This is a genomic window from Pseudomonas urmiensis, from assembly GCF_014268815.2.
Classification (GTDB): domain Bacteria; phylum Pseudomonadota; class Gammaproteobacteria; order Pseudomonadales; family Pseudomonadaceae; genus Aquipseudomonas; species Aquipseudomonas urmiensis.
The window spans coordinates 1300175-1319964 of the sequence record NZ_JABWRE020000001.1 but is presented as its reverse complement, the minus strand read 5'-3'; the positions used below and the strand labels follow the sequence as shown (position 1 = coordinate 1319964).

General features: G+C 61.8%; 12 protein-coding genes and 1 pseudogene. 6 read left to right on the top strand and 7 right to left on the bottom strand.

Annotated elements, in window-relative coordinates:
- The first annotated feature begins 151 nt into the window (after positions 1-151).
- Positions 152-3859, top strand: coding sequence for a methionine synthase (gene metH, locus HU737_RS05810; RefSeq protein WP_186556769.1), 3708 nt, complete (start codon positions 152-154; stop codon positions 3857-3859).
- A gap of 86 nt (positions 3860-3945) precedes the next feature.
- Complete coding sequence (locus tag HU737_RS05805) at positions 3946-4164, top strand: DUF2970 domain-containing protein (RefSeq protein WP_186556771.1); 219 nt, start codon at positions 3946-3948, stop codon at positions 4162-4164.
- Between the two features lie 269 nt (positions 4165-4433).
- On the opposite strand, the gene HU737_RS05800 is transcribed toward HU737_RS05805, so the two are convergent.
- Positions 4434-5522: an ABC transporter substrate-binding protein gene (locus HU737_RS05800; RefSeq protein ID WP_437182209.1), complete on the bottom strand. Its 1089-nt coding sequence runs from the start codon at positions 5520-5522 to the stop codon at positions 4434-4436.
- Positions 5523-5737: 215 nt separating this feature from the next.
- On the opposite strand from HU737_RS05800, the gene HU737_RS05795 reads away from it, so the two are divergent.
- From HU737_RS05795 to HU737_RS05785, 3 genes are all read left to right on the top strand, one after another.
- Positions 5738-7390 carry a nitrite/sulfite reductase gene (locus HU737_RS05795; protein WP_186556772.1) on the top strand — a complete coding sequence of 551 codons (1653 nt, stop codon included), beginning with the start codon at positions 5738-5740 and terminating at the stop codon, positions 7388-7390.
- Complete coding sequence (locus HU737_RS05790) at positions 7374-7868, top strand: DUF934 domain-containing protein (protein WP_186556773.1); 495 nt, start codon at positions 7374-7376, stop codon at positions 7866-7868. Before HU737_RS05795 ends, HU737_RS05790 begins: the two co-directional genes overlap by 17 nt.
- Before the next feature lie 161 nt (positions 7869-8029).
- Positions 8030-9601, top strand: coding sequence for a hypothetical protein (locus tag HU737_RS05785; protein WP_186556774.1), 1572 nt, complete (start codon positions 8030-8032; stop codon positions 9599-9601).
- 63 nt (positions 9602-9664) lie between these two features.
- Here the strand turns inward: HU737_RS05785 and HU737_RS05780 are convergent, their stop codons facing one another.
- From HU737_RS05780 to HU737_RS05755, 6 genes and pseudogenes are all read right to left on the bottom strand, one after another.
- The gene (locus HU737_RS05780) at positions 9665-13741 is read right to left on the bottom strand and encodes a leucine-rich repeat domain-containing protein (RefSeq protein ID WP_186556775.1); all 4077 of its coding nucleotides are present in this window, start codon (positions 13739-13741) and stop codon (positions 9665-9667) included.
- Positions 13742-13842: 101 nt separating this feature from the next.
- Positions 13843-14712: an NEL-type E3 ubiquitin ligase domain-containing protein gene (locus tag HU737_RS05775; RefSeq protein WP_225915580.1), complete on the bottom strand. Its 870-nt coding sequence runs from the start codon at positions 14710-14712 to the stop codon at positions 13843-13845.
- A 395-nt stretch (positions 14713-15107) separates the two neighbouring features.
- Positions 15108-15269: pseudogene (locus HU737_RS26125) on the bottom strand (leucine-rich repeat domain-containing protein); the annotation flags it as partial.
- 62 nt (positions 15270-15331) lie between these two features.
- Entirely contained in the window at positions 15332-15961 is a 630-nt protein-coding gene (locus tag HU737_RS05765; RefSeq protein WP_186556777.1) for a dermonecrotic toxin domain-containing protein, read from the bottom strand.
- A 93-nt stretch (positions 15962-16054) separates the two neighbouring features.
- Positions 16055-17017: an aliphatic sulfonate ABC transporter substrate-binding protein gene (locus HU737_RS05760; protein ID WP_186556778.1), complete on the bottom strand. Its 963-nt coding sequence runs from the start codon at positions 17015-17017 to the stop codon at positions 16055-16057.
- 15 nt (positions 17018-17032) lie between these two features.
- Positions 17033-17998: an ABC transporter substrate-binding protein gene (locus HU737_RS05755; RefSeq protein ID WP_186556780.1), complete on the bottom strand. Its 966-nt coding sequence runs from the start codon at positions 17996-17998 to the stop codon at positions 17033-17035.
- A gap of 560 nt (positions 17999-18558) precedes the next feature.
- On the opposite strand from HU737_RS05755, the gene nhaA reads away from it, so the two are divergent.
- Positions 18559-19749, top strand: a complete 1191-nt coding sequence (nhaA, locus tag HU737_RS05750; RefSeq protein WP_186556782.1) for a Na+/H+ antiporter NhaA — start codon at positions 18559-18561, stop codon at positions 19747-19749.
- Positions 19750-19790 lie beyond the last annotated feature (41 nt).

Below are 19790 nucleotides of genomic sequence, written 5' to 3'. Positions count from 1 at the left end.
TCCTGGTTTCTAGTAAAGCCATCACGATTGCCTACCGGTCGCGGGGTGCGTCAACATGAGGGAAATTCATGCAAAAGCCCAGCATGCCTAAAAACCGCACAGCTTTGCTATCATTGCGCACCTTCTGTTATTCGCCCGACCAGGTAGTCCTATGTCCGACCGTAGCGCTCGTCTCCAAGCACTTCAGCAAGCACTCAAGGAGCGCATACTGATCCTCGACGGAGGCATGGGTACTATGATCCAAAGCTACCGTCTGGAGGAACACGACTATCGTGGCACGCGCTTTGCCGATTGGCCAAGCGACATCAAGGGCAACAACGATCTGTTGCTGCTGACCCAGCCCGATATCATCGCCGCGATCGAGAAGGCCTACCTCGACGCCGGGGCCGATATCCTCGAAACCAACACCTTCAACGCCACGCAGATTTCCCAGGCCGACTACGGCATGGAATCGCTGGCCTACGAGATGAACGTCGAAGGCGCGCGGGTCGCCCGCCGCGTGGCCGATGCCAAGACCCTGGAAACACCGGACAAGCCACGCTTCGTCGCTGGCGTGCTCGGCCCGACCAGCCGCACCTGCTCGATCTCCCCGGACGTCAACGACCCGGGCTATCGCAACGTCACCTTCGATGAGTTGGTCGCCAACTACATCGAGGCGACCCGCGGCCTGATCGCCGGCGGCGCCGACCTGATCCTGATCGAAACCATCTTCGACACCCTCAATGCCAAGGCGGCGATCTTCGCCGTGCAGCAAGTGTTCGAAGATGACCGCATCGAATTGCCGATCATGATCTCCGGCACCATCACCGACGCCTCCGGCCGAACCCTGTCCGGGCAGACCACCGAAGCGTTCTGGAACTCGGTGCGTCACGCCAAGCCAATTTCCGTGGGCCTTAACTGCGCCCTCGGCGCCAAGGACCTGCGCCCGTACCTGGAAGAGCTCTCGACCAAGGCCGACACCCATGTATCGGCGCACCCCAACGCCGGCCTGCCGAACGCCTTCGGCGAGTATGACGAAACCCCGGCCGAAATGGCCGCCGTGGTCGAAGAGTTCGCCGCCAGTGGTTTTCTCAACATCATCGGTGGTTGCTGCGGTACCACCCCGCCACATATCCAGGCTATCGCCGAAGCGGTGGCCAAGTACAAGCCGCGTGAAATCCCCGAGATCGCCAAGGCATGCCGCCTGTCGGGCCTGGAGCCGTTCACCATCGATCGCCAGTCGCTGTTCGTCAACGTCGGCGAGCGGACCAACATCACCGGGTCCGCCAAGTTCGCCCGCCTGATTCGCGAAGAGAACTACACCGAAGCCCTGGAAGTCGCCCTACAGCAGGTCGAAGCCGGCGCCCAGGTGATCGACATCAACATGGACGAAGGGATGCTCGACTCTCAGGCGGCCATGGTTCGCTTCCTCAACCTGATCGCCGGTGAGCCAGACATCTCCCGCGTACCGATCATGATCGACTCCTCCAAGTGGGAAGTGATCGAAGCGGGCCTTAAATGCATCCAGGGCAAGGGCATCGTCAACTCGATCTCGATGAAGGAAGGCGTCGAAGCCTTCAAGCATCACGCCCGCCTGTGCAAGCGCTATGGCGCTGCGGTAGTGGTGATGGCCTTCGACGAGGTCGGCCAGGCCGACACCGCGGCGCGCAAGCGCGAGATCTGCAAACGCAGCTACGACATCCTGGTCAATGAGGTTGGCTTCCCCGCCGAGGACATCATCTTCGACCCGAACATCTTCGCCGTCGCCACCGGCATCGAAGAGCACAACAACTATGCCGTGGACTTCATCGAAGCCTGCGCCTACATCCGCGACCACCTGCCCCACGCCCTGACCAGTGGCGGGGTGTCCAACGTGTCGTTCTCGTTCCGTGGCAACAACCCGGTGCGTGAGGCGATCCACTCGGTGTTCCTCTACCACGCGATCCAGAATGGCCTGACCATGGGCATCGTCAACGCCGGACAGCTGGAGATCTACGACGAGATCCCGCCCGCGCTGCGTGACAAGGTCGAGGACGTGGTACTCAACCGCACTCCGGAAGGCACCGACGCCCTGTTGGCCATTGCCGACGACTACAAAGGCGGCGGCGCGGCCAAGGAAGTGGAAAACGAAGAGTGGCGCTCGATGCCTGTCGACAAGCGCCTCGAACATGCGCTGGTCAAAGGCATCACCGCCTACATCGTCGAAGACACCGAAGAGTGCCGCCAGCAAGCGGCGCGGCCGATCGAAGTCATCGAAGGCCCGCTGATGAGCGGCATGAACGTGGTTGGCGACCTGTTTGGCGCGGGCAAGATGTTCCTGCCGCAAGTAGTCAAGTCGGCGCGGGTGATGAAGCAGGCCGTGGCCCACCTGATCCCGTTCATCGAAGCCGAGAAAGGCGACAAACCTGAAGCCAAGGGCAAGATCCTCATGGCCACGGTCAAGGGCGATGTGCACGACATCGGCAAGAACATCGTTGGCGTGGTCCTCGGTTGCAACGGTTATGACATCGTCGACATGGGCGTGATGGTCCCGGCCGAGAAGATCCTGCAGACCGCCCGCGAACAGAAGTGCGACATCATTGGCCTGTCCGGCCTGATCACCCCGTCGCTGGATGAGATGGTGCATGTTGCCCGCGAAATGCAGCGCCAGGACTTCCACCTGCCACTGATGATCGGCGGCGCCACCACTTCCAAGGCGCATACGGCGGTCAAGATCGAGCCCAAGTATTCCAACGATGCGGTGATCTACGTGACCGACGCCTCGCGCGCGGTCGGCGTGGCCACCCAGTTGCTGTCCAAGGAGCTGAAGGCCGGCTTCGTCGAGAAGACTCGCCAGGAGTATGTCGACGTACGCGAGCGCACCGCCAACCGCAGTGCCCGCACCGAGCGCCTGAGCTACGCCCAGTCGATCGCCGCCAAGCCCAAGTACGACTGGGCCACTTATTCGCCGGCGGTGCCCTCCTTCACCGGCGTCAAGGTGCTGGAGAACATCGACCTACGGGTGCTGGCCGAATACATCGACTGGACGCCGTTCTTCATCTCCTGGGACCTGGCCGGCAAGTTCCCGCGCATTCTCACCGACGAGGTGGTCGGCGAAGCGGCCACGGCGCTCTATAAAGATGCCCGGGAAATGCTCGACAAACTGATCAACGAAAAGCTGATCAGCGCCCGCGCGGTGTTCGGCTTCTGGCCGGCCAACCAGGTCGCCGATGACGACATCGAAGTGTATGGCGACGACGGCCAGACGCTGGCCACCCTGCACCACCTGCGCCAGCAGACCATCAAGCCTGATGGCAAGCCGAACCTGTCGCTGGCCGACTTCGTCGCACCCAAGGACAGCGGCGTCACCGACTATGTCGGCGGCTTCATCACCACCGCGGGTATTGGCGCTGAAGAAGTGGCCAAGGCCTATCAGGACAAAGGCGACGACTACAGCTCGATCATGGTCAAGGCCCTGGCCGACCGCCTGGCCGAGGCGTGCGCCGAATGGCTGCATGAACAGGTGCGTAAAGAGCACTGGGGCTATGCCCGCGACGAACACCTGGATAACGAGGCGCTGATCAAGGAGCAATACAGCGGCATCCGCCCTGCCCCGGGTTATCCGGCCTGCCCGGATCATACCGAGAAGGAAACCCTGTTCCGCCTGCTCGACGGCACGGCGATTGGCCAGACCGGCCCAAGCGGCGTATTCCTCACCGAGCACTTCGCCATGTTCCCGGCGGCAGCGGTCAGTGGCTGGTACTTTGCCCACCCGCAGGCGCAGTATTTTGCCGTGGGCAAGGTGGATAAGGACCAGGTCGAGCGCTATAGCGCGCGTAAGGGCCAGGAGTTGAGCGTGACCGAGCGCTGGCTGGCGCCGAACCTCGGGTACGACAGCTGAGATTGATTGGGGCCGCTTTGCGACCCCAAAAATCGAAAGGTCTACACTTGTCCCTGATCGTTTCTGAAAGCCTTCAGGAGCCCCTCATGGACGACTCAAGCCAGGGCAAACCGCCCACCTTCTGGCAAATGCTGCACAGCATTCTCGCCGCCGCCTTTGGCGTGCAAAGCGGCAAGAACCGCGCCCGTGACTTCACCCACGGCAAGGCCAGCCACTTCATCGCCCTCGGCACGCTGTTCACCCTGATTTTCATCCTGGTGCTGATCGGCCTGGTGCAACTGGCGCTGCACCTGACTGCCCGCTAAAACGCAATCCGCCCGTGGAAATCCCTTCCACGGGCGGTTCAGGTTGAATCCACGGTCTGAAGTTTTTGCGCTACTGATGGCTGACCCAATACACAGCGGTGACGACCACCAGAACGATCAGGCACAGGATCGCCCAGGCATCGACACTGCTGTCAGGCTTGCGGACCTTGGTTGAGTTTCCCATTGCATTGCCTCTTGTAGTGGTTATGGGAATGCACTTCACCACCAGCAGTTAAGACGAGCAATGCCCTTCCCTCAAGCAGGGTCTTTCAATAGTCGACGGGTGACTTAAGAAAAGGATACTGATAATCGGCCGGGCGCCCCTCGGCGCTGTAGCGCTGGAAATCAACGCCATGATCGTCCTCCTCCAGCAGCTTGAGCCAACGCCTGGCCTTGGCCTGATCGATCGATTGCAGCACGGGCAGGCTGTGCTCGCGCAGGCCGTCACGGTTGATCGCCAGCCCCTGGGCATCATCGTGCAGCATCACCATGGCCCAACCACCCACACTGAAGTGTCCGCCCATCAACACCCCCAGGCGCCCATCGATCCGCGCCCGCAGGGCTTCTGGCGAGCTGTTGACGGCGCTGAAGACGGTATCGACGCCTGGCTTGCGCCCAGCCGCCTCGAACGCCTGCATGGCGCCGAATGCCATTTCGTCATTGGCCGACCAGACCAGCTGGACCTGCGGATAGCGCTCGAGCAGTAACTGGGCCTGTTCGTATGCGCGCTGGCGGCTCCAGCCGCCATACACCACCTGACGCAAGCGTACCTGGGGGAAATCGGCCAAAGCGCGGCGCATACCTTGCTCACGCAGTTGCGAGGCGGGGGTGGTCTTGATCCCGGCGAACGCCAGCAGATCCACCGGCCCACTGGAGCGCGGCAGCAACGCGACCATCTCGCGCAACATCTGGTAGCCAGCCTGCTCGTCGTTCCCGGTGAGGGTGCCCAATACCGGGGCATAGCGCTCAGGCTGGGCCTGGATACTGCTGGCCTGGGTCGCGGTCAGGCCGTTGTTGACCAGAAACAGCTTGACCCCGCTGCCACGTGACAAGCGGATGATCTCCGGCGCCACATATTGCTCGTTGACCAGCACCAGGTAATCGGGCCGCTGCGGCCCCTTGAGAATCGCCCGCGCCTGGCTCAGGGCAAGGTCCGCACGCCGCTCGCTGTATTGCACGCGCAACTCCATCCCCAAGTCCTGTGCTGCCGCCTGCATGAAGCGCGAGTAACTGACCCAGAAGTTTTCATTGGAGTGACCCGGGTTGAGAAACACCACCGAAGCGGCCTGCGCGCCCGCTGCCAGGGGCAGGCTCAAGCACAGGCCCTGACCGACGGTGCGAAGCAGCGCCTTGAACATGAGGTACATCCCTGCGGAGCAAACCGCGGATTATACCTATTCGCCCCGACTGCGCGGATAAATGCCAGTCAGTCTCACTTAGTCCGTTTAGTTCTTTTCATATGCAAAAACATCACTTTAGCGCATAAATACAACCTGATATCGTTCCCCGGCTCCGAACCGGAGTGCGCGGCCGTGCGCGCGATTAGCTGCATGCAGCCTGAGACAGGACTTTTATGTACGTATACGACGAGTACGATCAGCGGATCATCGAGGACCGCGTCAAGCAGTTCCGTGATCAGACCCGCCGCTACCTGGCCGGTGAGCTGAGCGAAGAAGAATTCCGCCCTCTGCGCCTGCAGAACGGCCTCTATATCCAACGTTTCGCGCCCATGCTGCGTGTCGCGGTGCCCTACGGTCAGCTGAACTCGACTCAGGTGCGCCTGCTGGCGAAGATCGCTCGCGACTACGACAAGGGTTACGCGCACATCAGTACCCGCCAGAACGTGCAGTACAACTGGCCGGCGCTGGAAGACATCCCCGAGATTCTGGCAGAGCTGGCCACCGTGCAGATGCACGCGATCCAGACCAGCGGCAACTGCTTGCGCAATACCACCACTGACCAGTTCGCAGGCGTCGCCGCCGACGAAATCGTCGACCCGCGCCCATGGTGCGAGATCGTCCGCCAGTGGACCACCTTCCACCCCGAGTTCGCCTACCTGCCGCGCAAGTTCAAGATTGCCGTCAACGGCTCGAAGGAAGACCGCGCCGCCATCGAAGTGCACGACATTGGCCTGGAGCCGGTGCGCAACGAGGCCGGCGAGCTGGGCTTCCGGGTCCTGGTCGGTGGTGGCCTGGGGCGTACCCCGGTGGTCGGTTCGTTCATCAATGAGTTCCTGCCGTGGCAGGACCTGATCAGCTACCTCGATGCCATCCTGCGCGTGTACAACCGTTACGGTCGCCGTGACAACAAGTACAAGGCGCGGATCAAGATCCTGGTCAAGGCGCTGACCCCAGAAGTGTTCGCCGAGAAGGTCGAGGCCGAAATGGTCCACCTGCGTGGCGGCAACACCACCCTGACCGAGGCCGAAGTCGAGCGCGTTTCGCGCCACTTCGTCGACCCGGCCTACCAGGCCCTGGACAACGTCGACTACGCCGAGCTCGATCAACAATTCCCAGGCTTTGCCCGCTGGCGTTCGCGCAACACCCGCGCGCACAAGCGCCCTGGCTATGTGGCCGTGACCCTGTCGCTCAAGCCGACCGGCGTTGCCCCAGGCGACTTGACCGACAAGCAGCTCGACGCCGTTGCCGACCTGGCCGAGCGCTACAGCTTCGGCTTCCTGCGCACCTCGCACGAGCAGAACATCATCCTGGCCGACGTCGAGCAGCGCCAGTTGCATGCGCTTTGGCAGGAACTGCGCGAAAGCGGCTTTGCCACGCCGAACATTGGCTTGCTGACCGACATCATCTGCTGCCCGGGCGGCGATTACTGCTCGCTGGCCAACGCCAAGTCGATACCGATCGCCGAATCGATCCAGCGCCGTTTCGATGACCTCGACTACCTGTTCGACATCGGCGAGATCGACCTGAACATCTCCGGCTGTATGAACGCCTGCGGCCACCACCACGTTGGCCACATCGGTATTCTCGGCGTGGACAAGAAAGGTGAAGAGTTCTACCAGGTCTCGCTGGGTGGCAACGCTGCGCGTGACGCAAGCCTGGGCAAGATCCTCGGCCCGTCTTTCGCTCAAGACCAAATGGCTGATGTGATCGAGAAGCTGATCGACGTGTACGTTGAGCGACGTACCGAAGAAGAGCGCTTCATCGACACCTACCAACGTATTGGCATCGACCCCTTCAAGGAGCGCGTCTATGCAGCGAATCATTAAGAACAACCAGCTGGTCGACGAAACCTGGCACCTGCTGCCCAAGGAAACCTCGTTCGACGAGCTGACCAACTGCGACGACTACATCGTGCCGCTGCAGTTGTGGCGCGACCACGCGCATGCCCTCAAGGCGCGCGATGGTGGCCTGGGTATTTGGCTGGACAGCGACGAAGAAGCCGAAGAGATCGGTGACGACGTCGAACACTTCCAGGTCATCGCCCTGAACTTCCCGGCGTTCACCGACGGGCGCAACTACTCCAATGCGCGCCTGCTGCGTGACCGCTACCAGTTCAAAGGCGAGCTGCGTGCCATCGGTGACGTCCTGCGCGACCAGCTGTTCTTCCTGGCTCGCTGCGGTTTCGATGCATTTGCCATTCGCGCCGACAAGGATCCAGTGGATGCCCTTGAAGGCCTGAAGGACTTCTCGGTGACCTACCAGGCCGCCACTGACGAACCGCTGCCGCTGTTCCGTCGACGCTGATCGTTATCGCTTCACCCTCCAGCCCGCCCTTGCGCGGGCTGGTTGGTTTTTGCGCTGCCGTAATCTCCTGGCTGAACACGCAGAGCGCAATAAACCCTCAGGTTTTCTAGTGGCATGCCGATATCAAGGGCTACAGCCTAAGATCTGCACGGAAGCCGACCATGAATGCGATCACTGCCGCACAGCGCTTCACACCTGTCTACACGCCACCAGTGCGTGCGCTGGCGCCCATTAGCACCAGCAGCCAGAGCAGCACCGCCGCGGCCACACCCAGCACCAGCGTGAGCCTTGGCCAGAGTCAAACCACGCCGGTGCAAACCTACAGCCCCAACGGCTTGGCCAGCACTGGCCAGGTGCGCTACATCTGGGAAAAAGACAGCGGCAACAAGCTCGGCACGGCCATGACCATCGCGGTGCAAGCCTCGTCCAATGGCGGCCGCTTCGCCGGCATTGGCGCGGCGCTGCTCGACCAGTTGGCGGCCAATGGTGGGCGCAACATCTCGCAGTCTGTGCTCACCTTCTCAGGCACTGAACAACCTGATGCCACTGGACTGCGCCTGCAACAGGACAGCCTGCGGGAAAACGCCACCAACAAGGTGACGTTCAATCTCACCACGGCTTCGGGCGCTACAGTGACGCTGTCGTTGGCCAGCGGCGAACAAGGGCTGGCGGTAAGCGCAGAAGTGCAAGGCGGCCAGTTGAGCGCAGACGAGCTCAAGGGCCTGGCCGGGCTGGCGGACGGTTTCCAGTCCGCCCTCAACGGCCTGACCCAAGTACCACCGCGGGTACAGATTGGCGACTTGGTAAAGGTCGATCCTGCGCTGTTCACCTCGCTACAGCTCAACGCCAGCCTTGATGTAGCCGGGGAAACACAGACCTTCGACCTGCGCCTGGACGAGCAGTCGCGCAGCCTCGCCCTACAAGGTCCGTCGGGGCGCGTGCAGCTCGACCTCGACGCCTCCAGCACCCGGCTTGGCAGCACGGCGCAACGTCAGGCGGCGATCGACAACTACCTGAACCAGTTCGACGCGGCGCAAAAACGTGGCAAGGGCGACGAGAACCTGATGCGCCAGTTCAAGGACGCATTCACTCAGCTCAATGCCGCAGACAATGGCAAGAAGGCGGTCAACGACCGTATCTCGCTGATCGATACCGGCTCGCGCGCCTTGCTCAGTGGCCTGGCGGACTTTTCCGCCTCGATCAGCCAGACACCTGGGCAAAGCAACCCTCTGCACCCCGAGGAATCAGACCGCTTCAGCTATCGTGCTTCGCAGTCAACCAGCCTCAAGGGCAGTGGCTTGAACCGCTCAGTGCAACAAGACCAGCAAGCCGAACTCAAGGCTGCCTATCACAAAGGCCTGAACCCCCTGGTGGACATACAGCTGGGGATGGACCGCGAGTCGCAGAACTACAGCTACCACGAGATCAACGACCAATCGAGCAGCTCCACCCGCCTGGCCTATGACAAAGGTCGACTGGTAGAAGCCAGCGCTACTCAGCACGCCAGCCAGAGCGAGCGGGTGCGCACCTACGTCAAAGGTGAACTCACCGAAGATGTGACCACACCGGCCTCGGCGAGTCAGTCGCGCAACCTGCTGGGCGTGCTCGATGATGTGATGCGCCGTGAGCGCAACGCTCGCGAGCAAACCGGCGCATCGATCCTCGATGACGCCTTGCAAAGCTTGCGCAGCCGCTGGCAGTTGCAATCTACGCCTTCGGCGATTGCCGCCTAAGCCTGCTTCACCCCGCGCTCATCCTGGCCTTTTGGCACGAATGAGCGCGGTATCCCAGCCCTGTCAAAGCCTCTCTTGCTCCCAGGAAACACTGCGCCCCTGACGTCTCAAGGTATCGATACGCATCTGCGCAGCCCGCCAGCGCGCCATAGCCTCCTCATCCAACGGGTTATTGGCTAGATTGACCCGATGCGGATGTTGGTGAACCCACTGCAGCGCCTGTTCGCTCAACTCCACGATCAAGTTGCCGGCAATATCTACATGCAGCTGCGGATGGGCCTGAAGGAACGCCAGCGGAAACTCAGTCAAGCCGGTCTCGCGTAGCGCCAAGTGACGCAGGTGGTCCAAGTTGCGCAGTGGCGCGATCATACCTATCGGGTTACGGTTCAGGCTCAACATCTGCAGACGGCTAAATGCCTCAAGCCGCTGCCCGCCTGCGAGATCGATGACGATCTGGTTATTACCCAGATACAACTCGGTCATTTGCCGTAACCGTTCCAAACCGAGCGGAATTTCAGTGAGCTGGTTGGAGGCCAAGTTGAGAATCCTCAATTGCGTCAGATTGCCAAGCGCAACTGGCACGACAGACAACCTGTTACCTCCCAGATGCAGATGCAGCAACCCTGCTAGCTGGCCCAGCGAGTCTGGCAGTTCAGTCAACTGATTGCTGGCCAGGTTCAACTGATTCAACCCGACCATCCGCTCGATCCCCTGCGGTACAGCCGTGAGTTGATTCCTGCCCAAGTTCAGAAACTGCACCCCAGTCAGCCGTTCGAGCTGCCCTGATAACGCCGTCAGGCGATTACCGCTGAGATCCAGCTGGATTAGCAAACCGAGGTTTTCAAGACCAGGCACGCCAGTCAGTCGATTGTCCTGCAAATCCAGGCGCGACAACCGCCTTAGGTTTTCCAGCCCTGGCAGCTCGCTCAGCTGATTGTCATTGAGTCTCAACTGAGTCAACTGGGTAAGCTGGCCAAGCCCGCGAACTTGGCTCAGCTGATTGCGCTGCAGGTCCAATCGCGTCAGGCGCGTGAACGATGCCAGGTCCGGGACCGTGGTCAAGGAATTACCGCCGAGGAGCAAGCTGGTTAGATTGGAAAAGCGCGCCAAGAACGCCTGCTCGAGCGTCGACAAACCGATGTTGCTCAAGCTGAGGTTACGGATATGAGCGAAGTGCACGTTGGCCGGCAACGTGGGCAGCGTACCGACACGCTCGCCCTCGATTCTCAAGCTACTGATGCCGCCAGGGCCAAAGTCGTGGGGCTGCCAGGCCTGGGCGAGCAAACGCCCGACCCGCTGGCGACTGGTATACGTTGCACCTGTCGCCTGAACGTACCAGCGCCACAGACTCGATCGCAAACCACGTACCTGGCTGCTCAGCTCGCTGAAGGCCGTCCACACCGTCCTTGCGGGGCGTTGGGCAAGCTGATGGGCCATCCAGGTCACATCCGCCGCGTGCCAATGCGGGAACAGCTGACGCAAGCCGGCGTGGATCGAGCGTCGAGCGGTTTGATCTTCGGTAGTGAGTACCGATCCGGTCAGTCTCCTGTCGGGCTGCCCACCGCTCAACGGGTAACCCAGACGGCCATCACCCAGGCGCACCGGCGCGCGCACATTGCCTTCGATCGGCGCCATACCCAGCAACTGAGCGACTTGCTCGCGTCGAGTCGACGCACGAACTGCCAGGGCCTCTGCCAACTGTTGTGCTGAGCGCCCAGCGCCCCCCATGAGCTGCTTCTGGGCCTCATCCAGATGCAGCCACAGCGCGGTGAACAGGCTGTCGCTCGGTGCAGCAGTCGTCAGCAATGCGCCAGTGGCTGCCAGGGCTTGATAACCTTCCGCAGTCTTGACGATTAGCCGCACTTGCGCGGCCATTGCCGGGCCGGCCTCAGCCAGCAGCGCGCCGGTCGAAGTCAGGTCGCGCAACTCGATACGCACTGCCGACGACCATGGCGCCCAGTCGGCGATCAGGCCCAGTGCCAAACGTTGTCCATCTGCGTTGATCGCCGAGGCCTGATAGAAACCGGCACAGGCGCGGTCCAGCCGATAATCGCGGATCAACCAACGCGCCTCGCTCGCCAGGGCCAGCGGCACGCGCTGGGAGGCGAGCATCTGCTCGACCATCTCGGCACTTGCCTGGCTAACGATCTGTTGCGCTGCGCGTGCGCTCAGGCTGGAGAAGTGCTGGCGTAACAACTGCTGAGCTGGTGTTGATGGCACCTGCAGGGCACTGAACTGCTGGGCGAATGCCACGCCAATCAAGCCGGGCTGTTGTTCGCGCAGTTGATACGCCTGTAACGCATCGTGCAAACGCGCCGGGGCTGGCGCATGATCCAAATGCAAGCGGCGCAGGCGATCTTCATCGAAGCCGGTAATGTGCATGATTCGCTCTGCGCTCTGCTCGTCCAGCTCGGCCCAACGACTGCCCAGGCGGCGCAACAACAGCGCGGCACCTTGCCACTCCTGAGGAGTTTCCAGCTCATGGCGCCAACCACCTTCGCCATTGTCCTCCAGCAACGGCATATAGGCGTGGGGATTGGTCGGATGCTGGATGCGCAGTTCTGCCCCTGGCGCACGTTCGAGCACTTGATACGTCGCCGATGGGGTGCGCAGCCGCAACTGACCGGCCACAGCGCTACGCTCGCCCACTTGCAGACCAAGATCGCCCAGGGCATAGCCGGGTAGATCGGCGCTGATCAATTTCAGCGCACCTGTTGCGGTCTGGATCGGTATCAGCCCATCAACGTAAGCAGAGCGCTCGATCAGCCTGCCTGCAGCAACCCCTACTGCCGCAACCGCCGTACCAAGAGCCAGATTCTCTGCCACCCCCAACACGTGATTCAACGCACCCTGACGATCGCCCAAGCGCCAATCGGCATACCCCTCATACACGTGCTCGGCGATTTGCAGGGCTGTGATACCCAACAACGGCAAGCCGAGCGCAGGGATGAATAAACTGGCCAAGCCAAGCACATCCAGGCCGGCGCTGGCGTAGTCGCTCAGGCGCCTGTCGCGCTGCGCGCTGTCGACCTCGGCGCTAGGCGTGGCCAACACTTGCGCATCGTCGAGCAAAGTGTCGATGCGCACTTTACGTAGATGCGCGAACAGTGGTGTGCCGATGCTGAAGTAGCGCCCGTCAAGTTCGATCGCAGCCGCTGTGTTAGCGCTCAACAGAGGCGCCAGGGCACTGCTGAACGCGACACGATCACGTTCACTGATAAAGCGCTGGAAAAACGCTCTGTAACCTGGGCTTTGCAAGCGCCGGCCCAGGTCTGAAAACAACTCATCCCAAGTGCGGTAGCGGCTCAGCGCGCCTTGCGGATCATCTGGAATCCACGCAACTACTCCTTCCAATGGCGCAGTGGCCAAACCACCGCGACGCACTTCGAACGCCACCGCCCCACGTACTCGCTTACCCAGCACCCGCAGATCAAAAGGCAGCAGCCGCGAAGCATCGGCGGCCACCACCGGCGCCTTGGCCATGACCGGAAGAAACTGAAAATAGCTGCGCTGATCAATATCGCCGCGCAGCGCCGCAAGGCGTACAGCCGCATCAAGGCTTGCCCGAGCGCCCTCCTCCAGCAACGCTTCGATTTTTTTTCCGGCAGCGCCGGTCGCCGGCAGGACTGAGCGCAAGTGCTGCTGGTACTGCGCACCAATGTCCAGGCTACCGCACAACGCCATGAACGACTGCACCGACAGCGGCAGCGCCTCGTCATCGGCGTCCACCAGCACGGCGGTTTCAAGCCCACCCGACGGCGCCGTTTCCGACGCGGCGAAGTTATGCAGCGCAGCTGCCAGCAGGCTGATTTCGCGGGTTTCCTGCACGGTCCTGCCCAGCCCACCGGGCGCAACTGAGGCAATGATGGCGCTGCTGGTGCGACGCAGCTTGGCCTGACGCACATCGATGCTGAGCTGAAATTGCGCTTGCAGACCATTGGCGAGCGCGCGCTCAGCGAATGTATCGAGCGGGGTGATCTTGGCAAACAGCGCCGCCAGCTGGTGCTGACTGCGCTGTTGCTGGTTCAGGCTGCTGCGCAGCCGGCCGATGTGTTCTGCCGATGAGTCGGTCAGCCAGGCGGGTAGCCGGCTGGCAATCAGCGCATCAACGCTATCCTGACGAAACAATGCAGCTGTCATTGGGCGATCCTGTCCTTGATGAGAAGGCCCTAAGCAGACCATTCCACAAGCCAGCATCGGCATTACTTAAAGCAATGGTGCATTGCAACGTTTACTCAGGCTCAGGGCCGCTCGGGCCTTCCCCTTGTGTGCCAACGTGAGTCACGTTCATAGGCCTCGCGGGTCAATCGCAGGAGCAAGGCCCGCTCGGCCGCTGCGCGCTCGGTCGACAACGCTGCGACTCGCTCCAGATAGACTCGCTCGCCGAGTGTCCATGCCTGCTCCAGCAGTGCTTCGAGGCGCTCATGAAACGGCGCATTGAGCGTCTCGAAGGCCCCGCTGTGGACTGCCCGCAGGTACTCCTGCCAAAACTCGCGCGCCGCCAGTGACTCGCTCAACGCAGTAATGGTCTCGGCCCGCACGATGGCGGCCCTGGCGGCTATCAACTGGGTGGAGCTGACGTCGCTGAAATGCTCATAGTGCATGTGACTGGGCTGGCCTGGTAGATCCAACAGCCTGGCCAAGCCGACTCGATACGCCAGGTGAACCTCGACCTCGTCGACCACGGCCTCGGGGTTCAGGCGTAACCGGCTGATGTGCTCAGTGGCAATCCGGTCGACCTGATCACGGCGAAACAGCTCACTGCCCAGTTGCAGCAACGGGGCCTGGGCCGTTGCATCGAGCAGCCCCGCCGTACGCTGAACCACCAACGCCCGTACCTCCAGGGTACTCAGGATCAGCAGCACCTGATCGGCGCAACTGCGCGGCCCCGCCGCTTGCTGGAACACCGCCTCGCGCACTTGAGTGTTGTGCACGCAAGCTTCGATGATTTGCCAAACCCTGCGGCGCAATTCCTCCGGCTGATTAAGCGCGTCACTGGAACGAGATAGGTCAGCCAGAAACCGAAATAAATCCCCTGCTCCTTCCTCCGCGACCAGACGCTCCCATTGCGCACTGCGCCGCGCACGCTCGGCGCCAGTAAGACTGTCCAACCAGGCATCACGCGCCAGAGCCCCGACATGAGGGCTCGCAGCATGTGGCTGTGTGCCTGCAGCAACTCTTGCAAACGCTCAACTGCGTCTGGCGACAATGGGTTGTCATGCAGGTTGATACGGCTTGGGCGCACCTGCAGCAGGTGTATAGCCTCATCACTGAGTTCGACGATAGCGTTGTCGCGCAGATCGGCCAGCACCAGATTGGCATGACGCAGCACCCCCAGCGGTAGCTCACTCAAACCGCAGTCGCGCGCGGACAGACTGTGCAGCCAGGCCAGCCGACTGAGCTCTGGTACGCCGCCAATAGGGTTATGATCCAGGGTCAGCACTTGCAATCGACGCAACCCTGCGATGCGCTGGCTGCCTTGAGCATCGATGACAATCTGATTGCCCGGCAAATGCAGCTCTGTCAATTGAGTCAGATGCTCGAGCTCATTCGGAATGGCAGTCAGTTGATTACCACTCAAGTCCAGATGCGTCACCCCACCAAAGCGGCTCAAGAAACCCTCGGGCATGCTGGTAAGATCCAGGTTGCACAGGGTCAGGTGGGTCACGTGAGTGAAGTCGACCGTCTCTGGCAAACTGGGCAGCGAGCCGACTCGAATGCCCCGCAGGCTCAACTCAAAGCCACCGGACACAGTACGGGTCTGACGCTGCCAGGCCCGGCGAATGCGTCGCGCCACTTGCGAGCGACGCAGAAACCTAGCCGGCCCACCCGCCCCGCCAAGCGTGGAGTGAACAGGGCGCGCAAGTGGTTTTGGTAGCGTTCGCCCAGATCCAGGGTTCGACACAACCTCATGAACGCCTGAACCGTCAGCGTCTGCCGCTGCCCGAGCGCATCGAGCACCGCCGAGCTTTCCAACAAGGCCAATGGCAGTGTTTCGCCTTCACTGAAGTTATGCAGCGCGGCCGCCAACAGCGGCTGCGTCCGGGTCACGATCGCATTACCTTCAGGCACACCTGCCACATAGGGCGAAAAGTGCACCACTGTCTTTAGCTGCAACGTGGCTGTGCGCACATCGAGCATCAGCGGCGCCAACGCCTGTTTGAGCAATGGTTCGGCGAAGTGGTCCAGCGGCGTGACACGCTCGAACAACGCGTGTAACTGATGCTGGACACGCTGTTGCGCGCACAGGCTCTGATGCAACTTGTTCACGTTTGCTGGCGAGGCTGTAACCAGCCAGGCGGGCAGCCGACTGGCGATCAGGGCATCGACGGAGTCATCGGGGATGGGGGCGTTGGACATGCTGCGTGCTCTCTTGTGGCAAAGCCGCCAGCACATCATTCCTCCTTACGGCGACGGCGGTAGCTATGTCTGCGCCACCCCCCATTCAGGCAATCATTGGCTCACCCGTGGTTCGAACAGCGTCACCGCATGCGCATCAACCGTTTTGGGCAATAAGCCTTCACGCCAGAAAGCATCGGCAATGCGCTGCTGCTCAACCAGGTTATCCGCCTGCACCGGCTGCACCTCATAGCTGCGCCGGGCATTGGCCTGCTGCACCGTGGCGCTGTCCAGGTTGCCCCACAGCGGGCCGAGTACTCGGGCTGCGGCCGCGGGATTGGCCTTGGTCCAGGCGCCGACCTCGCGCAGGGCGGTGTAGACCTGCTCCAGCACTTGCGGATGCGCCTTGGCATAGTCACCGCCAGCCAGGTAGTAGCGCTGATAGCTGGCCAGCCCGGTGCCGTCAGCGAGGATTCGCGCATTTTGCTGGCGCTGGGCGCTGGCTACGTACGGATCCCAGGTAACCCAGGCATCAACCTTGCCGTTCTCGAATGCGGCGCGGCCATCGGCGGGGATCAGGTAGGCCGGATTGATATCCTTGAAGGTCAAGCCTGCTTTGGCCAGGGCCTGGATCAGCAGGTAGTGGCTGCCCGCCGCCTTGGTCACGGCCACGCGCTTGCCCTTGAGGTCGGCGAGGGTCTTGAGCGGAGAATCGGCAGGCACCAGGATCGCCTGGGCGCTAGGCGATGGCGTTTCTCGGGCGAAGTAAGTCAGCCGCGCGCCAGCGGCCTGGGTGAACACGGGGACCGTGTCGGCAACGTCTGCCGACAGGTCGACATTGCCCAGGTTCAGCGCTTCCAATAGCGGCAGGCCACTGGGAAATTCGTGCCAACTGACCCGGATACCCTCGGCCTGTAAACGCTGCTCGAGTGTGCCACGGGCTTTGAGCAGGGTGAGCAAGGTCGAGGACTTCTGGTAACCGATGCGCAGGGTCTGTTCGGCGCTGGCGATACCCGGTAGCAGGCCGCCGAGCACTAACCCAACGGCCAGATGGCGCAAGTGTTTGAATGCAAGCATGAGCTGTTCTCCCGATCAATGTTGCGCCGCAACGGCCTCGGCGTTCGGCACGCTGAAGTCTTTGGCAAAAGTGGGTGACACATCCAGGCGCTGAGGCATCAGCCCATGGGCGTGGTAGAAGTCGGCGGTTTCCTGCTGCTCGGCGATGGTCTTGGCGTCGATAGCCTGCCAGCGTAACTGGCGCCGCTCGAACTGCAGGCGAGCGGCGTCCTCGGGAAATCCGATGATCTTGGCCAGGGTGTGCGAATAGCTATCCAGGTGCTGATACGCCCACACCTGGGCGCCAGCCAGCCGCTTGAGGTAGTCCTGCAAAGCCGCACGGCGGTCTGAGTCGTGCAGCGCCTTATCGGTCACGGCGAGAAAACTGTTGCCGCTGGACAGGCCACGGCCATCGACCAGCACCCGACCCTGGCCACTCAACTCGGCCAATGCGGTATAGGGTTCCCAAGTCGACCAGGCGTCGACCGAGCCATTGGCCAATGCGATCTTGGCGTCGACTGGGCCAAGGAAGCGTAACTCAACGTCCTTTTCACTCAGGCCGGCCTTATCCAAAGCCTTGAGTGCCAGATGATGACCGATCGAGCCGCGGCCGGTCGCGATGCGCTTGCCTTTGAGATCAGCTGCAGACTGTAGTGGCGCATCCGGACGCACCAACAGCGCCGTGCCATAGGGATCGGATTTGTCCACCGCAACTGCCTTGATCGGCGCTCCGGAGGCCAGTACGAACAACAGCGGCGCATCGCCGATGATGCCGGCATCGATGGCGCCAGCATTCAATGCTTCGGCCAACGGCGCGGCGGCGGGGAACTCGGCCCAGTGGATGTCGTAGGGCAAGTCGCGCAAGGCATCGGCGGCCTCGAGCTGGGCGCGCATGTTGCCCTTCTGATCGCCAATGCGCAGGGTCAGGCGGTCGGCGGCGAGCGCCTGGGTAGCCGCCAGCAAAGCGGCGGCGAAAAGCAGAAAACGCGAGCGGATTGGCATGGTGCTCCTTAAGGGTTGTCCCTGGCCAGGTACTAGCTGTCTGGAACAGACTCTATAGAGCATTGCGTAATTAATTAAATTGATTTTAGGAATAACCTAATATGCATTTTAACAAGCAAGGTCAAGCAACCCAGTTCGAGCCAGCTCATGCCACTGCTGACCCGTGACGGCTTGAGGAGCGCATCTAACGCACGTGCCTAGGGATAGGCCGCTGCTGAGCAAAAACGGCTATTAGCAACATTTCGATGCATTAAACTGGAACATTGCCGCCAATACTCTGTAAAATTGCCGCCTGGCGTGTGCTGCGTGCGCCCGGGAGCCATCCCGAATACGGAGAACATTCATTTGTTTTCCGAGAGTCCGTCCATGTTGCACGCAGCTGTCCAATGTCTATGGCGTTTTCCGTTCCCGCTTTTTTTAGCTGGGTTGCGCACGCCCCTTCCCTTCTTCTCGCCTACCGCCGCACTGGTTCGGGTCAACCCCCGCCAGCGCTTTGCTGTGCTCGCTAGTTGGCCAACCGCAGCGGCATCGAGGGCGAATCCATGAACGAGGACCTTCCCATGAACGTTTCCCTACCTACCGCCGAGCGGCGGCCCTTGCTGCAGCGCTTGCTGGCCAGCGAGGCTGCTGGTGGCGTGCTGCTGATGCTCGCTGCCGCCCTGGCCATCGTCATCGCCAACAGCCCCTGGGCCAGCGCCTATCAACACCTGCTGCATCTACCGGTAGGCCCGACCTTCACTGACAAGCTCGGCCCGATGACCGTGCACCACTGGGTCAACGATGGCCTGATGGCGATTTTCTTCCTGATGGTTGGCCTGGAGATCAAGCGCGAGATGGTCGACGGCCGCCTGGCGACCTGGGAGCAACGCCGCCTGCCGGCGCTGCCGGCGCTAATGGGCATGGCCGTACCCGCGCTGATCTACCTCAAGGTTTCAGCGGTCGAACCGGGCCTGGCCAGCGGCTGGGCGATCCCCGCCGCCACCGACATCGCCTTCGCCGTCGGCGCCCTGGCGCTGCTCGGCAAGCACGCGCCGCTGTCGTTGAAGGTGATGCTGGTGTCGGTGGCGATCATCGATGACATGGGCGCGGTGGCGATCATCGCCTTGTTCTACACCTCATCGATCGACCTGCTCGCCTTGGGCGCTGCAGCGGGCATCGTTGCCCTGCTGCTGGGCCTTAACCGCATGCGCGTAGTGACACTGTGGCCTTACCTGATCGGCGTTGCGGCGCTGTGGTACTTCACCTTGCTGTCGGGTGTCCACGCGACCATTGCCGGCGTCGTCGGCGCCCTGCTGATTCCGTACAGCGCAGGCGCCAGCGACAGCCCGCTGCTCAAACTTGAGCACGCCATCGCGCCCTGGGTGGGGTTCCTGATCGTGCCGGTATTCGGCTTTGCCAACGCCGGTGTTTCGTTCGCCAACCTGAGCTGGAGCGATGCGCTGGCACCACTGCCACTGGCGATCGCCCTGGGTTTGTTGCTGGGCAAGCAGTTGGGCGTGTTCGCGGGGGTGCTGCTGGCAGTGAAAACCGGCTTGGCCTCTAAACCGCAGGGCGCCAGCTGGCTGCAGATTTACGGGGTGGCAATGCTCTGCGGAATCGGCTTCACCATGAGCCTGTTCATTGGCGAGCTGGCGTTTCCAGGGCAGCCGGAGCTGATCGATCAGGCCAAGATCGGGATTCTGCTGGGGTCGTTGCTGTCGGCGGTGATCGCTTGCGTGATCTTGCGCTGGGCGCCGAAGACAACCGAGTAAGTGGTCTATCACACGATAAAAAACCGGGCCTTGATGGCCCG